13 protein-coding genes are annotated in these 14856 nt (G+C 68.1%); 5 read left to right on the forward strand and 8 right to left on the reverse strand.

Annotation, left to right across the window (positions count from 1 at the left end; all coding sequences use genetic code 11):
• The first annotated feature begins 343 nt into the window (after positions 1–343).
• Positions 344–835, forward strand: a complete 492-nt coding sequence (locus A9Z05_RS18330; protein ID WP_069619372.1) for a hypothetical protein — start codon at positions 344–346, stop codon at positions 833–835.
• 76 nt (positions 836–911) lie between these two features.
• On the opposite strand, the gene A9Z05_RS18335 is transcribed toward A9Z05_RS18330, so the two are convergent.
• From A9Z05_RS18335 to A9Z05_RS18370, 8 genes are all read right to left on the reverse strand, one after another.
• Positions 912–1418, reverse strand: a complete 507-nt coding sequence (locus tag A9Z05_RS18335) for a hypothetical protein (protein ID WP_069619397.1) — start codon at positions 1416–1418, stop codon at positions 912–914.
• 129 nt (positions 1419–1547) lie between these two features.
• Positions 1548–2945, reverse strand: a complete 1398-nt coding sequence (locus tag A9Z05_RS18340; protein ID WP_069619398.1) for a sigma-54 dependent transcriptional regulator — start codon at positions 2943–2945, stop codon at positions 1548–1550.
• 131 nt (positions 2946–3076) lie between these two features.
• Positions 3077–3661, reverse strand: coding sequence for a hypothetical protein (locus tag A9Z05_RS18345; RefSeq protein ID WP_069619373.1), 585 nt, complete (start codon positions 3659–3661; stop codon positions 3077–3079).
• 155 nt (positions 3662–3816) lie between these two features.
• Entirely contained in the window at positions 3817–5475 is a 1659-nt protein-coding gene (locus A9Z05_RS18350) for a chemotaxis protein CheA (protein WP_069619374.1), read from the reverse strand.
• Between the two features lie 44 nt (positions 5476–5519).
• A complete protein-coding gene (locus tag A9Z05_RS18355) occupies positions 5520–5801 on the reverse strand; it encodes a hypothetical protein (RefSeq protein WP_069619375.1) in 282 nt (93 codons plus the stop codon).
• 72 nt (positions 5802–5873) lie between these two features.
• The gene (locus A9Z05_RS18360) at positions 5874–6464 is read right to left on the reverse strand and encodes a hypothetical protein (RefSeq protein WP_069619376.1); all 591 of its coding nucleotides are present in this window, start codon (positions 6462–6464) and stop codon (positions 5874–5876) included.
• Positions 6465–6576: 112 nt separating this feature from the next.
• Positions 6577–6900: a hypothetical protein gene (locus A9Z05_RS18365; protein ID WP_069619377.1), complete on the reverse strand. Its 324-nt coding sequence runs from the start codon at positions 6898–6900 to the stop codon at positions 6577–6579.
• A gap of 1849 nt (positions 6901–8749) precedes the next feature.
• A complete protein-coding gene (locus A9Z05_RS18370) occupies positions 8750–9673 on the reverse strand; it encodes an AraC family transcriptional regulator (RefSeq protein WP_069619378.1) in 924 nt (307 codons plus the stop codon).
• A 181-nt stretch (positions 9674–9854) separates the two neighbouring features.
• Between A9Z05_RS18370 and A9Z05_RS18375 the strand changes: the two genes are divergently transcribed.
• The 4 genes from A9Z05_RS18375 to sctQ all read left to right on the forward strand — a co-directional run bounded on the left by A9Z05_RS18375 (position 9855) and on the right by sctQ (position 14855).
• Positions 9855–10316 (forward strand): (2Fe-2S)-binding protein, encoded by a 462-nt coding sequence (locus A9Z05_RS18375; RefSeq protein WP_069619379.1) that lies wholly within the window; start codon positions 9855–9857, stop codon positions 10314–10316.
• Between the two features lie 2 nt (positions 10317–10318).
• Positions 10319–12529 (forward strand): xanthine dehydrogenase family protein molybdopterin-binding subunit, encoded by a 2211-nt coding sequence (locus A9Z05_RS18380; RefSeq protein ID WP_069619380.1) that lies wholly within the window; start codon positions 10319–10321, stop codon positions 12527–12529.
• A gap of 379 nt (positions 12530–12908) precedes the next feature.
• Positions 12909–13307: a winged helix-turn-helix domain-containing protein gene (locus tag A9Z05_RS18385; RefSeq protein ID WP_069619381.1), complete on the forward strand. Its 399-nt coding sequence runs from the start codon at positions 12909–12911 to the stop codon at positions 13305–13307.
• Between the two features lie 393 nt (positions 13308–13700).
• Positions 13701–14855, forward strand: a complete 1155-nt coding sequence (gene sctQ, locus A9Z05_RS18390; RefSeq protein ID WP_069619382.1) for a type III secretion system cytoplasmic ring protein SctQ — start codon at positions 13701–13703, stop codon at positions 14853–14855.
• Position 14856: the final 1 nt, after the last annotated feature.

A 14856-nucleotide genomic window follows, 5' to 3' on the forward strand; every position in this document is an offset into this window, starting at 1 on the left:
CGAAACGCACACGACCGGTTGGGCGTTGAAAGGACATTCAGGCTATTTTTAGCCTGAATGTCGATTCTATGAATGTCTGCCCGCGCGCGATATCGGACGGCGTACGAATTGGCCGCCGAAGACGTAATACGCGTTTGATATTTGTACCGGCTCGACGCCCCGGCGGCCGCCGATCGACCGTCGCGACATTGGCCCAATGGCCGGTATTGCGCGCCGCACGGCCGGCCAGCAGGTAAAATCCGGCGTTTGCATGCCACCCCGGGCCGCCGGCGGCGAGCGACGCGCCGATGCCGGCCGCGCGCCACGGCCCCTTCGCCGGCTTGCCCGTACTCCCGCTTTCCTCATGACCGATTCCGACCTGCAATCCGACGACACCTCCATCCACGAAGACGGCCTCTGGCGCGACAACGGCTGGACCGCCCGCATCATCAAGAACGAAGACGACGACGGCTGGGCCGTCGAGATGGTCAAGGACGGCGAGTCCGAGCCCGCGCTCGTCGGGCCGTGGACCATGGGTCGCGACAAGAAGAACCCGAAGCCGATGGACGCGAACGCGTTCCGCACGCTCGTGAAAACCGCGACCGAAGTGCTGATGCGGCATGAGCAGCAGCGGCGCGCGCTGCTGCACAAGGAAGTGACGGTGCAGGACGAAGCCGGGCAGGATGTGTCGGTGACGCTCGACATCGTGCCGGACGAGTTCGAGCCGTATGCGCAGCTCAAGGCGTTCGATCCGTATGGCGAGCTGCTGGCCGAAGCGAAGGTGTCGGCCGGGTTCAAGCTCAACAAGGCCAGTGCCGAACGCTGGGTCGCATCGGGCTTCGACCGGCCGGCATAGGGCCTGTTCACGCTAGTAACGGGGCCCTGAGCGAACGGGCCCCAGGCAAGCACGCACGGCGCGCCGAAGCGCGCGATCAGGCGCCGGCGCCCCGCTCCGCGCGGGCGAGCCGGCGGGCGGCCAGCTTGCGCCGCACGAGCGCCTCGAACTGCGGCGTCGCGGCCTCGGGATCGCGTGCGGCCAGGCCCAGCAGGTTGCGCGCGAGCTGAATCGGCGTCAGCACGATGCCCCACGGCAGCCCCCACCAGCCGGGCGTGGCCGACGCGAGCAGCGCGACCGCCTGCTTTCTGCGGCCGCAACGGCGGCAGCACACGTGGCGCCGCGTCGCCCAGCGCGTGACGAACACGAGCGACACGACGCGATGCGACGCGTGGACGTCGACCGGCTGCCCTTCGCGCAGGCAGATCGGACAGGGCCCGTAGCGCCAGTCGTCGACGTACTGCCGCACCTTCGCGTCGGGCACCCGTTCGGCCTCGACGACGACCGGATGCGCCCGTGCGCATGCCGGGCTGCAATAGCGGCGGCCGTCGATCGACTGCCCGCCGACCAGGAACGTCCTGCCGCACTGACTGCACTCTGCCACGATGACCTCGGATGAACGTGATGCGCCGCGTGCCGGTTGCGCGCCCATCGATGCGCGCGCCGGCCGGGGCCATTTGATGTTTTAACGGCTGCCGCCGCGAGGTCTTGAGCGCTCGCGCGCCGCGGCGTGTCAGCCATGCAGCCCGTGCGTGTTCATCAGACGGTACAGCGTCGCGCGCGAGACGCCGAGCTCCGCCGCGGCGTCCGCATGCTGGTGGCGGTGACGCAGCAGCGTTTCCTCGATCGCGTTCCGCTCGGCCTGCCGGCGCGCCTGCGCGAGCGACGGCGGCTGCAACGACGTGTACGGGCGCAGCTCGAGATCGGCGGCCGAGATCAGCGGGCCGTTCGTCATCACGACCGCGAAGCGGATCCGGTTGATCAGCTCGCGCACGTTGCCGGGCCACGAATAGTTGTGGATCGCCGCGATCGCGCACGGCGTGAAGCCGCGAATCCGGTACGAGCCGTCGCCGCGATAGCGCCGCAGCACGTCATCGGCGAGCAGCATGATGTCGCGGCCGCGCATGCGCAGCGGCGGCTCGTCGATACGCAGCACGCACAGGCGGTAGTACAGGTCGGCGCGGAATCGCCCGGCCTGCATCGCGGCCTCGAGATCGACGTGGGTCGCCGACACGATCCGCACGTCCACCGGAATCGACGCGTACCCGCCGAGCCGCTCGATCTTGCCCTCCTGCAGGAACCGCAGCAGGCTCGCCTGGCTCTCGAACGGCATGTCGCCGATTTCGTCGAGAAACAGCGTGCCGCCGTGCGCGGCCTCGATGCGGCCGATCGTGCGCTGGTGCGCGCCGGTAAACGCGCCGCGCTCGTGCCCGAACAATTCGGATTGCAGCAGCGTCGTCGGGATGGCCGCGCAGTTCACGGCGACGAACGGAGCGTCGGCACGCTGCGACTGCCGGTGGATCGCCGCCGCCGTCAGCTCCTTGCCGGTGCCGGATTCGCCGGCGATGAACACGCTCGCCTCGGTGTTCGCGACCTTGCGGATCGTCGCGAACAGCCGGCGCATCGCGTCGCACGCGCCGATCATCGCGCCGCCCGGCGGCGGTGCTTCCGCGGCCGGATCGCCGTCCGCGAGCGTCAGCATCCCGTATGCATGGCCGACGAGATAGCCGATCGTCGTATAGGCCGCCGCATTGCGCACATAGTCGAAGCAGCAGCGGCGGATCAGGCGCGCGATCGTGATGTCGCGCAGCCGCTCGCCGTCGGCGAGCGCGACCCAGCCGACGCGCGGGTCGCGCAGCAGCGCCTCGAACGACGCGACGTCCGGCGCCACGAAACCGGCGAAATCGACGATGCCCGCGTGCGGACGGTTCGCCTTGACGAGATTCAACGCGTCCGCCACGGTTCTGGCGCGCCTCACGTCCCAGCCGCGCGACGCGAGCACATCGACGAGCGCGGCATCGTGTTGCCGCGACAGGTAGACGAGCGGCCGCGACGGCCCGACGAGGGGGTGCCGGACCGCGACGAACGGCAGCGCGCTCACCCGCCGTTCGACATCCTGCGGGCCTGACATGCCGAGCTGACAGCACTGGTTCACGATCGCCTCGCCGCATAAGGTTGTGTATCGGAGCAGCCGTTTCCCGATCGCGCGTCGCGGGCTCGCAGTCCCGCGGCGCGACGCCGCTCCGTCCTCGAATCGATGCGTCATCGGCAGAACACGACGCGCTGCGTGTAGATCTGCGGCTCGACGACGGGTTGCGCCTGGCCGTTGAGATCGTCGCGGTAGGCGCGGTAGGTCTTGCCGTTCACCGTCACGTCCGACGCGCGGGCCGTCTCGATCCTGTCGAGCCCGGTGTGCCGCCATTCGTTCACCCGGTCCGCCGCCGTGACGCTCGACTCGCCCGCGATCTTCTGCGTGATCGCGCTGCCGTCGCTCCACGGTTGCGTCTGCATGTCCCCGGTGTGCTGCATCGCGCCGACCGTCCTGCCGATCGGCTTCGGCCCGCTCTGCGCGTCGAACGGCGCACCGCGGCCGTACACCGGCGATTGCCACGACGGCGCGTGGCCCGCCTCCGGCATCATGTAGACCATCTGCGGGTCGCCGATCATCATCATCGGCGCGCATGCCGTGTTGTCGGGACGGCCGAGCGTCGATAGCGCCTGCTGGACGCTCGCGGCGTTCGCGAGGGTCTGCTCGTTCAGGATGACGAAGACCGCGGGATTCTGGAAAACCGACTGCGCAGCGGCTTGCACGCTGGCCAGCAGCAAAGCGACCCAAAAGATCCTCATGATTGAGGCCCTCCCTGCATCCTCGTCACGCAAAAAGAGGTGTTGACCTCGGGGATCGGAACAACACCCGTCAAACCGGAAAGACGGTCGGGCATCGGGCCGAACGCCTGCCGCGCGACCGGCGCGCCGGTCGTACGGCAGACCGGCCCGCACGCTCACGACGAGGTACTCGTCGAGATGACGGTCGGCGCCGGCGCGACCGGTGCAGCCGGTGCGGCCTGCCGGTCGACCGTGGTCGGCGGCAATGCTTGCAGCGGATCGGTCAATGCACGCATGCCGGCCGCATGTGCAGCCGCTGTGCCAGCCGCTTCGACCGCGTCCGGCACGGTCGCGTCGGCTGCCTGCATGTCGGCGGACGCCGCGGCGATCGCAGGCCGCGCGGCCTCCGGTGCACGCGCTTCGGTGATTGCCTGCGGCGCGGGCGCTGCAGCCTTCGTGTCGGCTGCCGGCGCCGCGGCGACGGCTGCCGCCGGCATCGGTTCGGCCACCGGCTCGCCTGCGGCCCGCGCAGCGTCGGTCGCGGCAGGCATCGGCTTCGATGCGTTGCCGGCGACGGTCGGGGCAGGCTCGGGCGCTTTGTCGGCAACGGCCGGCGCAGGTTCGGCGGCCTGGTCAGCAACGATCGGCGCAGGCTCCGGGGCTCTGTCGGCAGCGGCAGGCACAGGCTCGGGCACGTTGTCGGCGATCGGCTGCGCGGGCTCCGGCGCCTTCGTATCGACCACCGGTGCGGCAGGTGCTGGCGATGCGTTGTCGGCCACAGCCGGCGCGGCGATGACGGCCGCCGCCGGCACGGCTGCCATCGCGGCCGCCGGAACGACCGACGCCGCGGGCGCGGCGGCGGCCGCAACAGGCGCGACGGGTGCGGCGGCCGCAGGGACTGCAGCGGCAGCCGTCGGCGCTGCGACAGTCGGCGCGACTGCAGCCACGGCCGGCGCCGCGACGCCCGGAGCGGCGGCGACAGGCGCCATCGCCGGAACCGGCACGGGCACGGGCACGGAAACCGGCGCAGCGCGCATCGAAGCCGTCTCGATCGGACGCGTCGGTGCGGGCGCCGGCGCGGCCGAGCCAAGCGGCGGCAGGCCCATCCGGTTGCGCACGATCGGATCGCGATACTTGATGTCGTCCGCGACGGTCGCTTCGACGCTGGGCGCCACGTTCGAACGCGCGAGCGGCGCGCTCGTGCCCGGGCACAGGTGTCCGGTCGCTTCCACCGCGCGCCGGTTCGCGTCGCTCTGGCACAGCAGCGCGAGCGCCACGTCGGTCAGGCCCATCGCACGGAATTCACGCGCATCGAGACGCCGCACGCAGGCCTGGTCGACCAGCGTCGTACCGCCCGTCGCGCCGAACCCCGGAAACGACACGCCGACGCTCACCGAGCCCATGCAGGTATCGGACAACGTGGTCGTGAGGCCGGGCGCCTGGATCGACGGGTTCGTCTTGATCGTCTGCGTGCCCGAGTAATTGACGTTTTCCGAGATCTGGGTGTTGTAAGGGTTGGTGCCGGGCGCCCCGGACGACTGGAGCGAGTTCACGCTCTGCGGCGTCACGTTGCCGCCGGCCGTGCCGGACGGCATCGTCACGTTGACGTTCACGCTCGAATTGCCGCTGCCGCGCACGCCGCTGGAACTGGTGGCATTGCCGCCGCGCGAACTCGTGGTGTTCGTATTCATGCTCGACCCACCGCCCTGGCTGATCGCGGTCGACGACGTCGACGATTGCGCGCTCGACGTCGAATCGGCGGTTTGCGCATGGGCACCGATCGTGGTCATCGCGAACATCGCCGCACATGCCACCTTGATCCTGTTGCTGTTCATTTCACTCTCCGGACGAGGTTTGACCTCCCACCCAGGCAACCGTACTAATTCCCCTGAATGCCTTCAGTTTTCGCTGCTTCCCCGAACTGCTTCCAGCCGCTGCCCAGCTGGGACCACGAGCCGGCCGACATGCCCTGCCATTGCTGGGTGTCCGGTCCGCCGATGGCACTGCCCGACGAAAGCGTGTGTTGCTCTGACGGTTTGGTTGTCTGGTCGGGGTTGTTTGACGTCTGCATAGTCGATTGCACACCATCGGGAGCACGGTCGGCGCCATACGCCGTCAGAGACGCGAGCATCAGAGCGGCGGCAATCAGGTTCTGCTTCATGCCAACTCCTTACGTGACAACAATGCGGAAAAGAGACCAGCGTCGCTGCGAAACTGGTCCCCCCACCCCTGACTAACGACTGCTCCCGGTCGCGCTCGAGTCGCCCTGGCTTCCGCCCGATGCGGACGGCGAACCGGCCGGACCGGTACTCCACACGGTCGATGTGTTGTAGTGATTCGAGCCCGCGATCGCGCCCGACCCGCCGCCGCCCGTCCACCCCACGGCCCCCGCGTTGGCCATCCCGTGGTCGTTCGCGCCCGTGGCCGTGTAGTGGTTCGCGCCGAGTACGATCGTGGCGGTCACCCCTCCCGAAAGCGCATTCGCGTTCTCGTTCGTGCTGCCGTTTCCGGCGAACGAACCCGCGGCGCCGATCCCGCCGCCTGCCGCGAACGCGCCCCCGTTCGTGCCCGAACCGCTGGCCGTCGAAGTCGAGTTGTGATACGCGGACGCCGTGCCGGCAGAGCCGGCGGGTGTCACGGTACTGCCTGCATTCGCGCCGGCCGTCGAAGTCGAATTGCTGGTATAGCTGCCGGAGCCGACCAGCACCGAACCGGAAACACCCGCCGCAACGGATTGCGTCTGGTTGGTCGTGGACGATCCGGCCGCCAACGCAGCGGACGAAATGACGGCGAGCGCTGTCGCTAAAATGACTTTGGCTTTCATAGCAATTCCTTGCCGTGAGGAAGTTCGAACGGTGGCGGAGCCGGGCCTGCCCGCACGGGGCAAGGCCCGGCATCCGACCCGCCAGCCAATGACGAACGCTACGCGTCGCGGCTTAGTGGTGATACGTCCAGCCGGTCGATCCCGCGTTCGCGCCGCTGCTGCCGCCCGCTTGTGAGCCGCCGAAGCCGAAGCCGCCGACCGTCGACGTTTGCGTGTGGCTCGTATACGAGATCGAGCCGCTGCCGGGGCCGCCGGCCAATGCGCCGGCTGCGCCAAGCGCCGAGCCGGAATCGGTCGCGGAGAAATGACCGAACCCGGTGACCCCGGCCATCGTCTGGCCGCCGCTCGACGAGTTGCTGCTCGACACCGTGCCGCTGCCGGCAAACGCTGCACCCGAAACCGCCAGAACTGCTGCTGCAATCAGAAGCTTCTTCATGGTGGACTCCTAACGGCGTGGAGAGAATGAGCACGGAAGATCGCACGCCATCGACCTTCCAGCCGCGAGCAATCCTCAAAAATAAGGATTACTATTAAATTCACAAATCATTGCCCTATCGCGAATCGGCTTTTTATTTTTTTGCCAGCCGAAGTCTAGTTTTATGTTTTTAAATTTTCCAAAATTTAAGCGTAGGTGTTTTCTATTATTTTTACGACCATTGCTGACGGTCTAAAAAACACCCTCGATTCCATTAACCGAAATGACGCGCACATCTTTCCGGCTCGCGATTTTCAATACCCCGTAGAAAACGAATGCCGGCACTGGCGCCCGTTTCCGGAATTGAAAATTGGCGAATGTATTGACTACCGCAAAATGCAGCGCCCGCTCGACACGTGCCCTTCATTCGGGCGATAACGGGCCGGCATTGCAGCCAGACGACATGTCTGCTCCCTGAGCTGACGAAGCAAGGCCTTCCGGATAACCCGGGCGACGCGCGTTCGATCTAGTCCGGCCGGCGCAGGGACCGGCCCGGCGCGATCGAAACGGCGCTGCACGGTTGAAGAGGAATCGGCGCCACGCTGTCCGGCACGAACAGCAGGCCCCATCCGGGAATGCCGAATGAAGTGGAGCACCGCTGTCGGCCGGTTGCCGCGCGAAGCGACGACCGCGCCCGCATGCGGCGCGCGCGGAGGACGGGAAATCGGCAAGGCGCTACCGACGACGCTGGCACTGCGCCGCAAGCGCTACCCCGATCGTTCCGACTACCCCTTTGGTGCGCAACCCACGCGCAGGTCATGCCACTGCTTATAGTGTTCATCGCCATTTCCCCGACAGGCTCGTGACGAACGGGTCGCCCCCACATCGTTGTTGCATCGTGTCGACCGCTCGCCGGTACGTCCCATATCGCAAACCCCATGCCATGCGATATTCCACCGAGCATTGCATCCGGCGTGCGGCCGTCAGGCCTGATCATTTCTCCAGAAACAGCGTTTTTTTGTTTCATGAATGTATCGCGATAACGGGGCGCGCCCTAAAGCGATCATTGAAGATCGTGACGCAATACCGCGATTTGATGGAAGAATCCGGCTTGCCGGGCGTTGACGGACACCCGTGCGAACGGGTGTTTCAATCTTGAGAGGCGAATCTCGACTCACCGCTCGGGGTTCGCGCGTTTCCGCTGACAAACCGCGTGTCGCGGCATGCCAGCAGCCGTCCATTACCCCGACGAACGAGGGCCGGTCGCTCGATGCGCCCCACCGAACGGCCGCCGATACGGCCGAAACACGGGTTCACCCTGAAATGCAAAAGGAATTTGATTCATCCGTGAAAATACCCGCACGATCACGCGGCGAAAAATCGTGCCATCCGGTATGTTTCGGGCGCAATAACCGAACAAATGAAAACGTCCGATTCCGACACAGACGGGCACCTTCATTTTTTTCATTCCCATTCGATTCACCTTTCGCGCACGAAGCGACGACGGTCGATTCATCGAATAGACACCCTCAGTCAGTTACCCGCTTGATTCTCATCACTGAAACATTTCGATTCAAAACAGCTTTCACGTCTTCAATCTCGTGAAAGCTTGACTCATCGCGCGTTTCGTCGCATCGAACCGTATCGATCCAGCCATCTCCGTGGGTACTTCCCTGCCCCCCGAGACTCACGCGTGAGACACAAACGTTCGATATCGATGAAGGCATGCGTCGGATGAGCGGCGATTTCAGTCGCGAACCGTGGCGCGACCCGGCACTGCGCAAGACCGGAGCCCGCCACGCGTCGCGGCCGACATCCTCGAGCGCAACGCGCCGCCGTCGCGAAATGACGATCGATGGCCGGCCGCCCGTCAGCCGAGCAGCTCCTTCTTCCGCAGATGCACGACGTCGCGCATCGGCGGCGCGCCGAACAGCCGGCTGTATTCGCGGCTGAACTGCGACGCGCTTTCGTAGCCGACGACGGCCGCCACCGACCCGACGTCGCCGCCCTGTCGCAGCAACAACCGCCGCGCCTCGTGCAGCCGCAGTTGCTTCTGGTACTGCAGCGGGCTCAGCGTCGTCACGTGCTTGAAATGATGGTGCAGCGACGACACGCTCATGTTGACCGCCTGCGCGAGCGATTCGACGCGCATCGGCTCCGCGAAATGATCGCGGATCCATTCGATCGCGCGCGCGATCCGGTGCGTCTGGCTGCCCGCGATCGCCATGTGCCGCAGCCGCGTGCCCTGCCCGCTCGTCATCAGCCGATACAGCACCTCCTTTTCGATCAGCGGCGCGACGACCGCGATGTCGGCCGGCGTATCGAGCAGCCGCAGCAGCCGCAGCGCCGCGTCGAGCAGCGGCGGCGTCAGTTCCGCGAGCGCGATCCCCTCGCCTTCCGGGCCCGCGTCGGGCTCGGGCAGCCGCATCTCGGCCGCCAGCTCGACGATGCGCTGCGGATCGAGCGTCAGCGACAGGCACAGGTACGGCTCGTCCGCCGACGCACGCGTCACGCGCGAGAGGATCGGCAAGTCGATCGACGTAATCAGGCAATTGTGGGTGTCGTATTCGTAAGCCTGGCCGGCCACGATCACGCGCTTCGCGCCCTGCGCGGCGATGACCAGCGCGGCGCGCGATACGCCGCAGCCGAGATCGACCGGCCGCGTGTGCCGATGCAGCATCAGGCCCGGCACGGCCGTCGAATGCGAGCCGTCCGCCGGCGCGAAACGGCCGATCAGCGACGCCAGTTCGCGTCGCCCGGATTCGCGCGACGCCACGATATCGGTCATGTCCATGACGCATCCTCGAATAATTTCCCGTGTCGCGCGAGCATAGCGAAACGGCCTGCGGCGTGCCGGGGATTTGCAGGATTGTTCAATAAATTTGCAGGATTGGGTAGACGCAAAAACCGGCTGCTCGCGCACACTCCCGGCTAACCTGTCCGTAAGGCGGGTTTTCCCCACGGAGACACACAACATGCCTACCTCGTTTGTCCTGAACGGCAAGAACGTCACGCTCGACGCCGATCCGTCGATGCCCGTCCTCTGGGCGATTCGCGAACACGCGGGACTGACCGGCACGAAGTTCGGCTGCGGCATGGCGCAGTGCGGCGCGTGCACGATCCATCTCGAAGGCCAGGCCGTGCGCTCGTGCGTGCTGCCGCTCGCCGCCATCGCGGGCAAGCACGTCACGACGATCGAAGGCGTGCAAAGCAAGCCCGCGAAGGCCGTGCAGGCCGCATGGGTCAAGCTGCAGGTGCCGCAATGCGGCTACTGCCAGTCCGGCCAGATCATGTCGGCCACCGCGTTGCTCGAACAGAACCCGAAGCCGACCGACGCGGACATCGACGCCGCGATGAACGGCAACCTCTGCCGCTGTGCGACCTACGCCCGCATCCGGGCCGCGATCCACGATGCGGCCGCGACGCTGGGAGCCTGACCATGACGATCGAACTCGACCACACCGATGCGGTGCGCCCGTCGCGCCGCACGTTCCTGAAAGCCGCGGGCGCCGCTGCCGCCGTCAGCCTGACCATCGGCTTCGACTGGGCCGGCCTCGGCCGCCGCGCGCTCGCCGCGACCGCACCGGCCGGCGATTTCGCGCCGAACGCATTCCTGCGCATCACGCCCGACGGCGCCGTCACGGTGATCGCGAAGCACGTCGAAATGGGCCAGGGCGCATATACGGGCATCGCGACGATCGTCGCCGAGGAGCTCGATGCCGACTGGTCGAGCGTGCGCGTCGAAAGCGCGCCGGCCGATGCGAAGCGCTACGCGAACCTCGCGTTCGGCACGATGCAGGGCACGGGCGGCAGCTCGGCCATGGCGAACTCGTGGCAGCAACTGCGCGAAGCGGGCGGCAAGGCGCGCGCGATGCTCGTGTCGGCCGCGGCGGCCCGCTGGAAGGTGCCGGCCGCCGAGTTGACCACCGCCAACGGCGTCGTCACGCACGCGAAGAGCGGCAAGACGGCCGCGTATGGCACGCTCGTCGCCGATGCGTCGAAGCTGCCGGTGCCGGACAAGGTCACGCTGAAGCAGCCGGCCGATTTCAAGCTGATCGGGCACAGGATTCCGCGCGTCGACGCATCGTCGAAATCGAACGGCACCGCGCATTTCACGCTCGACACGACGTTCCCCGGCATGCGCGTCGCGCTGCTGCAGCGGCCGCCGCGCTTCGGCGCGACGGTGAAGTCGTTCGACGCGACGGCCGCGAAGGCCGTGCCGGGCGTCGTCTCGGTCGTGCAGGTGCCGGGCGGCGTCGCGGTCGTCGCGACGGGCTTCTGGGCCGCGAAACAGGGCCGCGACGCGCTGAAGATCGACTGGGACGAAACGAAGGCGGAGAAACGCAGCTCGGACGCGCTGATGCGCGAATACCGGCAACTCGCCGAGAAGCCGGGCGCGTCCGCGCGCAAGGACGGCGATGCCGATGCGGCGATCGCCGGCGCGGCGCGCAAGATCAGCGCGACGTACGAATTCCCGTATCTCGCGCATGCGCCGATGGAGCCGCTCGACGCGGTCGTCAAGCTGACGCCGAACAGCTGCGAGATCTGGGCCGGCGACCAGTTCCAGACCGTCGACCAAGGCAACGCGGCCAGGACGGCCGGACTGAAGCCGGAGCAGGTGCGGATCCATACGCTGTATGCGGGCGGCAGCTTCGGCCGGCGCGCGAACGCATGGTCGGATTACGTGGTCGAGGCCGTGTCGATCGCGAAGGCGCTCGGCGCGGACGGCAAGCCGGTCAAGCTGCAGTGGACCCGCGAGGACGACATCCAGGGCGGCTTCTACCGGCCGATGTACTTCCACAAGCTCGACGCGGGCCTGACCGCGGACGGCCGGCTGGTGGGCTGGCGTCATCGGATCGTCGGCCAGTCGATCCTCGCCGGCACGCCGTTCGAGGCATTCATGGTCAAGAACGGAATCGACGCGACGTCGGTCGAGGGCGCGGCGAACCTGCCGTACGCGGTGCCGAACGTGTCGGTCGAACTCACCACCACCCAGGTCGGCCTGCCGGTGCTGTGGTGGCGCGTGGTCGGCAGCTCGCACACGGCCTATGCGGTCGAGGCGTTCATCGACGAAGCCGCGCATGCGGCCGGCAAGGACCCGTACGCGTTCCGCCGCGACCTGCTCGCGAAGGAGCCGCGCATGCGCGCGGTGCTGGAGCTGGCCGCGCAAAAGGCCGGCTGGGATCCGGCCAAGCCGCTGCCGAAGGGCCGCGGGCGCGGGATCGCGGTGGCCGAGGCGTTCAAGAGCTATGTCGCGCAGGTGGCCGAGGTGTCGGTCGATGCGGACGGCAAGGTGAAGGTCGAGCGCGTGGTGTGCGCGGTCGACTGCGGGATCGCGATCAATCCCGACATCGTCGCCGCGCAGATGGAGGGCGGCATCGGTTTCGGGCTCGGCGCGGCGATGCACAGCGCGATCACGCTGAAGGACGGCCAGGTCGAGCAACGCAACTTCGACGGCTATCACGTGCTGCGGATGGCCGAGATGCCGAAGGTCGAGGTGCATATCGTGCCGTCGGCCGAGGCGCCGACCGGGGTCGGCGAGCCGGGCGTCGCGCCGATCGGGCCGGCCGTGGCGAACGCGATCTTCGCGGCGACGGGCAAGCGGCATTACGTGCTGCCGTTCGATTCGGCGGAGAGCGCGAAGGCGTGATGTGTCGGGACGCCGGCTGCGGCGCGAGGTATGCGCCGTGGCCGGTGTTTTTCGGCCGCCGATGCAGGGTTCGACGTAGGGTTCGTTATCCACCCTCAATCTCATCCGGTCTCCCCCCAAGGCCGGACCTCCTCCCACGTTACGTCAGACGTAACGCCCGTAACGTCGCCACCCGATGCTACGTAACAATCCTTCACTATTGCCGTGCCCGTTTCATCGGCCGCCCGGTGTTCCCCGTTAAAAATTCTTTTAAATTCAACGCTTCCCCGCCGTCCGCGCCATTGCCGCCTGCCCGCACCGCCTCACAGCCCTCCCCCTGGCCCGGAAGTTGCAGCACAGCACCCCGCAAACACTCCTTTACGGACATGCGAGGGCCACCATGGATTGCAAATACCTGTACATCGACAACATAAAAATCAACTTCGTCCGCCGCACGATCGAAATCGACAACAAGGTCGTTGACGTGACCCCGCGCGAATTCGACGTCGTCGAATTCCTGCTCGACAACATGAACAAGGTCGTGCCGCGGCAGGCAATCCAGGAAGCCGTGTGGGGCCGCGAGCTCGGCGTGTCGTCGCGCACGCTCGACACCCATATCTCGCGGATCCGTTCGAAGCTGCAGCTCGAACACGACAAGAACCTGCGCATCATCCCGATCTACGCGGTCGGTTATCGCCTCGTGCTGTTCGGTGCGGCGATGACGCACGTCGAGCGCCACGACGCGGCGCCGATCGTGCGCGCGGCGCCGCAGCCGGCGATGGCCGCCGACTACGCGTAACGCTGCACCCGCGCGCCGCCCGTTCGCGGCGCGCCGGCAACGCCTCCCCACCGCGCTGCGCGGATTCGCAGCCCCATCGCGGCCGGTCAGCCGGATGCGGCCTGTCCGCCGTCCGGCCCCGTCAGCCAGTCGCGCCCCGACCGCCGCCTCCGGGCGGCGGTTGCCTTTGACCGCCAGCCGTCGCGCCGCCCGCTTCATCGCACGCCTCCGCACTTCGTCGCGCTTCGTAGCGCCCCGCTCCCGTCGTCTGCGCACGACGGTCGCGACTACGGATTCCGGCGCGGCACGCGGCCATCGCCGTCCCTACAATCGACGCAGCAGCCGCGCGCCCCTCGGCGCCGCCGGCACCAGAACAACCCGTCGAACCGACGCCGAATCCGCCCCGATCCCGCCGTGCCTGCGCTGTTCCTGACGAATGCCGACGCCGGCGACGCCGCGAACCGGGCCATGCCCGCCGCTTCCCCGCCGCCCGCCGCCGCGCCGGCCGCGGTCGCGCTCGACGCGTCGCCCTACCTGCCGCGCCTGTCCGCCGCCGCCGCGCGCGGGCTGTCGCATGCGTACTGCGCGACGGGCGCCGTCCCGGTCACGCTCGGCGAGCACGCGTACGAGGTGCGCTGGCGCGTCGACGCCGAGCCGGCCGCCGACGCGCACGCGTACCGCTTCGTCGTCGGCCCGGCCGCCGGCACGCTGTGGATCGACCCGATCGCGGAAACCGAATGGCTCGGCGATGCGGCCAATCCGGCGGTCCCGGCCGTGATCCGCGCGGCGCTGCTCGCCGATCTCGCCGCGCCGCTCGCGGCCGTGCTGCAGGCGGCGACGCGGCAGCGCGTGGAATTGCTGCCGCCGCCCGACGGCGCGCCGGCCTGGCGCGCCTCGCCGGCCGCGCTGCGGTTCGAGCTGCGGCGCGCCGACGCCGCGTGGCGCTGCCACGGCGCGCTGCTGTTCGACGCGCCGGATGCGCTGGCCGTATTCTTCGCGGCCGCGCCGGCCGCGCTCGCCGACGCGCGCGCGGCCTACGCGAGCCTGCCCGTGCCGCTCGTGTTCGAGATCGGCCGCACCGAGCTGACGACGGCCGAACTGGCCGACGTCGTCGGCGGCGACATCATCGCGATCGAGCGCTGGCAGGCGCACGAGCAGAACCTGCTGTGCGTCGCGCGGCTGCCCGCCGCGCCGGCGTGGGAGATCACCGGACGGCCGTCGGGCAACCGGCTGACCGTCGAACGAATCAGGGAGATGCCTTTGGAACCGACCCGCACCGACTCCGCGCCGCCGACGACGCACGACGCGCCGCCCGCCGACGCCCCGCGCTCGCTCGACGGCCTCGCGGTCGACCTGCGCTTCGAGCTGCCGCCCACGTCGATGCCGCTCGGCGAACTGAGCGCGCTGCAGCCGGGCGCCGTGATCGAGCTGCAGCAGGGCATCAACCAGAGCGTGATCCATCTCGTCGCGAACGGGATGCTGATCGGCACCGGTCATCTGATCGCGGTCGGCCAGAAGCTCGGCGTACGCGTCGTCACGCTGACGCAACCCGCGCCGCGCGAGCGCTGAG

Origin of the sequence: Burkholderia sp. A2 (assembly GCF_001729305.1) — a bacterium.
In the GTDB taxonomy this organism is placed as follows: Bacteria; Pseudomonadota; Gammaproteobacteria; order Burkholderiales; family Burkholderiaceae; genus Burkholderia; species Burkholderia sola.

Excerpts from the sequence above, each read along its gene's own strand:
- A9Z05_RS18380 (WP_069619380.1), top strand. The coding sequence starts at position 10,319 with ATGACGATCGAACTCGACCACACCGATGCGGTGCGCCCGTCGCGCCGC.
- A9Z05_RS18370 (WP_069619378.1), bottom strand. The coding sequence starts at position 9,673 with ATGGACATGACCGATATCGTGGCGTCGCGCGAATCCGGGCGACGCGAA.
- A9Z05_RS18375 (WP_069619379.1), top strand. The coding sequence starts at position 9,855 with ATGCCTACCTCGTTTGTCCTGAACGGCAAGAACGTCACGCTCGACGCC.
- A9Z05_RS18330 (WP_069619372.1), top strand. The coding sequence starts at position 344 with ATGACCGATTCCGACCTGCAATCCGACGACACCTCCATCCACGAAGAC.
- A9Z05_RS18365 (WP_069619377.1), bottom strand. The coding sequence starts at position 6,900 with ATGAAGAAGCTTCTGATTGCAGCAGCAGTTCTGGCGGTTTCGGGTGCA.
- A9Z05_RS18385 (WP_069619381.1), top strand. The coding sequence starts at position 12,909 with ATGGATTGCAAATACCTGTACATCGACAACATAAAAATCAACTTCGTC.
- A9Z05_RS18360 (WP_069619376.1), bottom strand. The coding sequence starts at position 6,464 with ATGAAAGCCAAAGTCATTTTAGCGACAGCGCTCGCCGTCATTTCGTCC.
- A9Z05_RS18355 (WP_069619375.1), bottom strand. The coding sequence starts at position 5,801 with ATGAAGCAGAACCTGATTGCCGCCGCTCTGATGCTCGCGTCTCTGACG.
- A9Z05_RS18340 (WP_069619398.1), bottom strand. The coding sequence starts at position 2,945 with ATGTCAGGCCCGCAGGATGTCGAACGGCGGGTGAGCGCGCTGCCGTTC.
- A9Z05_RS18350 (WP_069619374.1), bottom strand. The coding sequence starts at position 5,475 with ATGAACAGCAACAGGATCAAGGTGGCATGTGCGGCGATGTTCGCGATG.
- A9Z05_RS18345 (WP_069619373.1), bottom strand. The coding sequence starts at position 3,661 with ATGAGGATCTTTTGGGTCGCTTTGCTGCTGGCCAGCGTGCAAGCCGCT.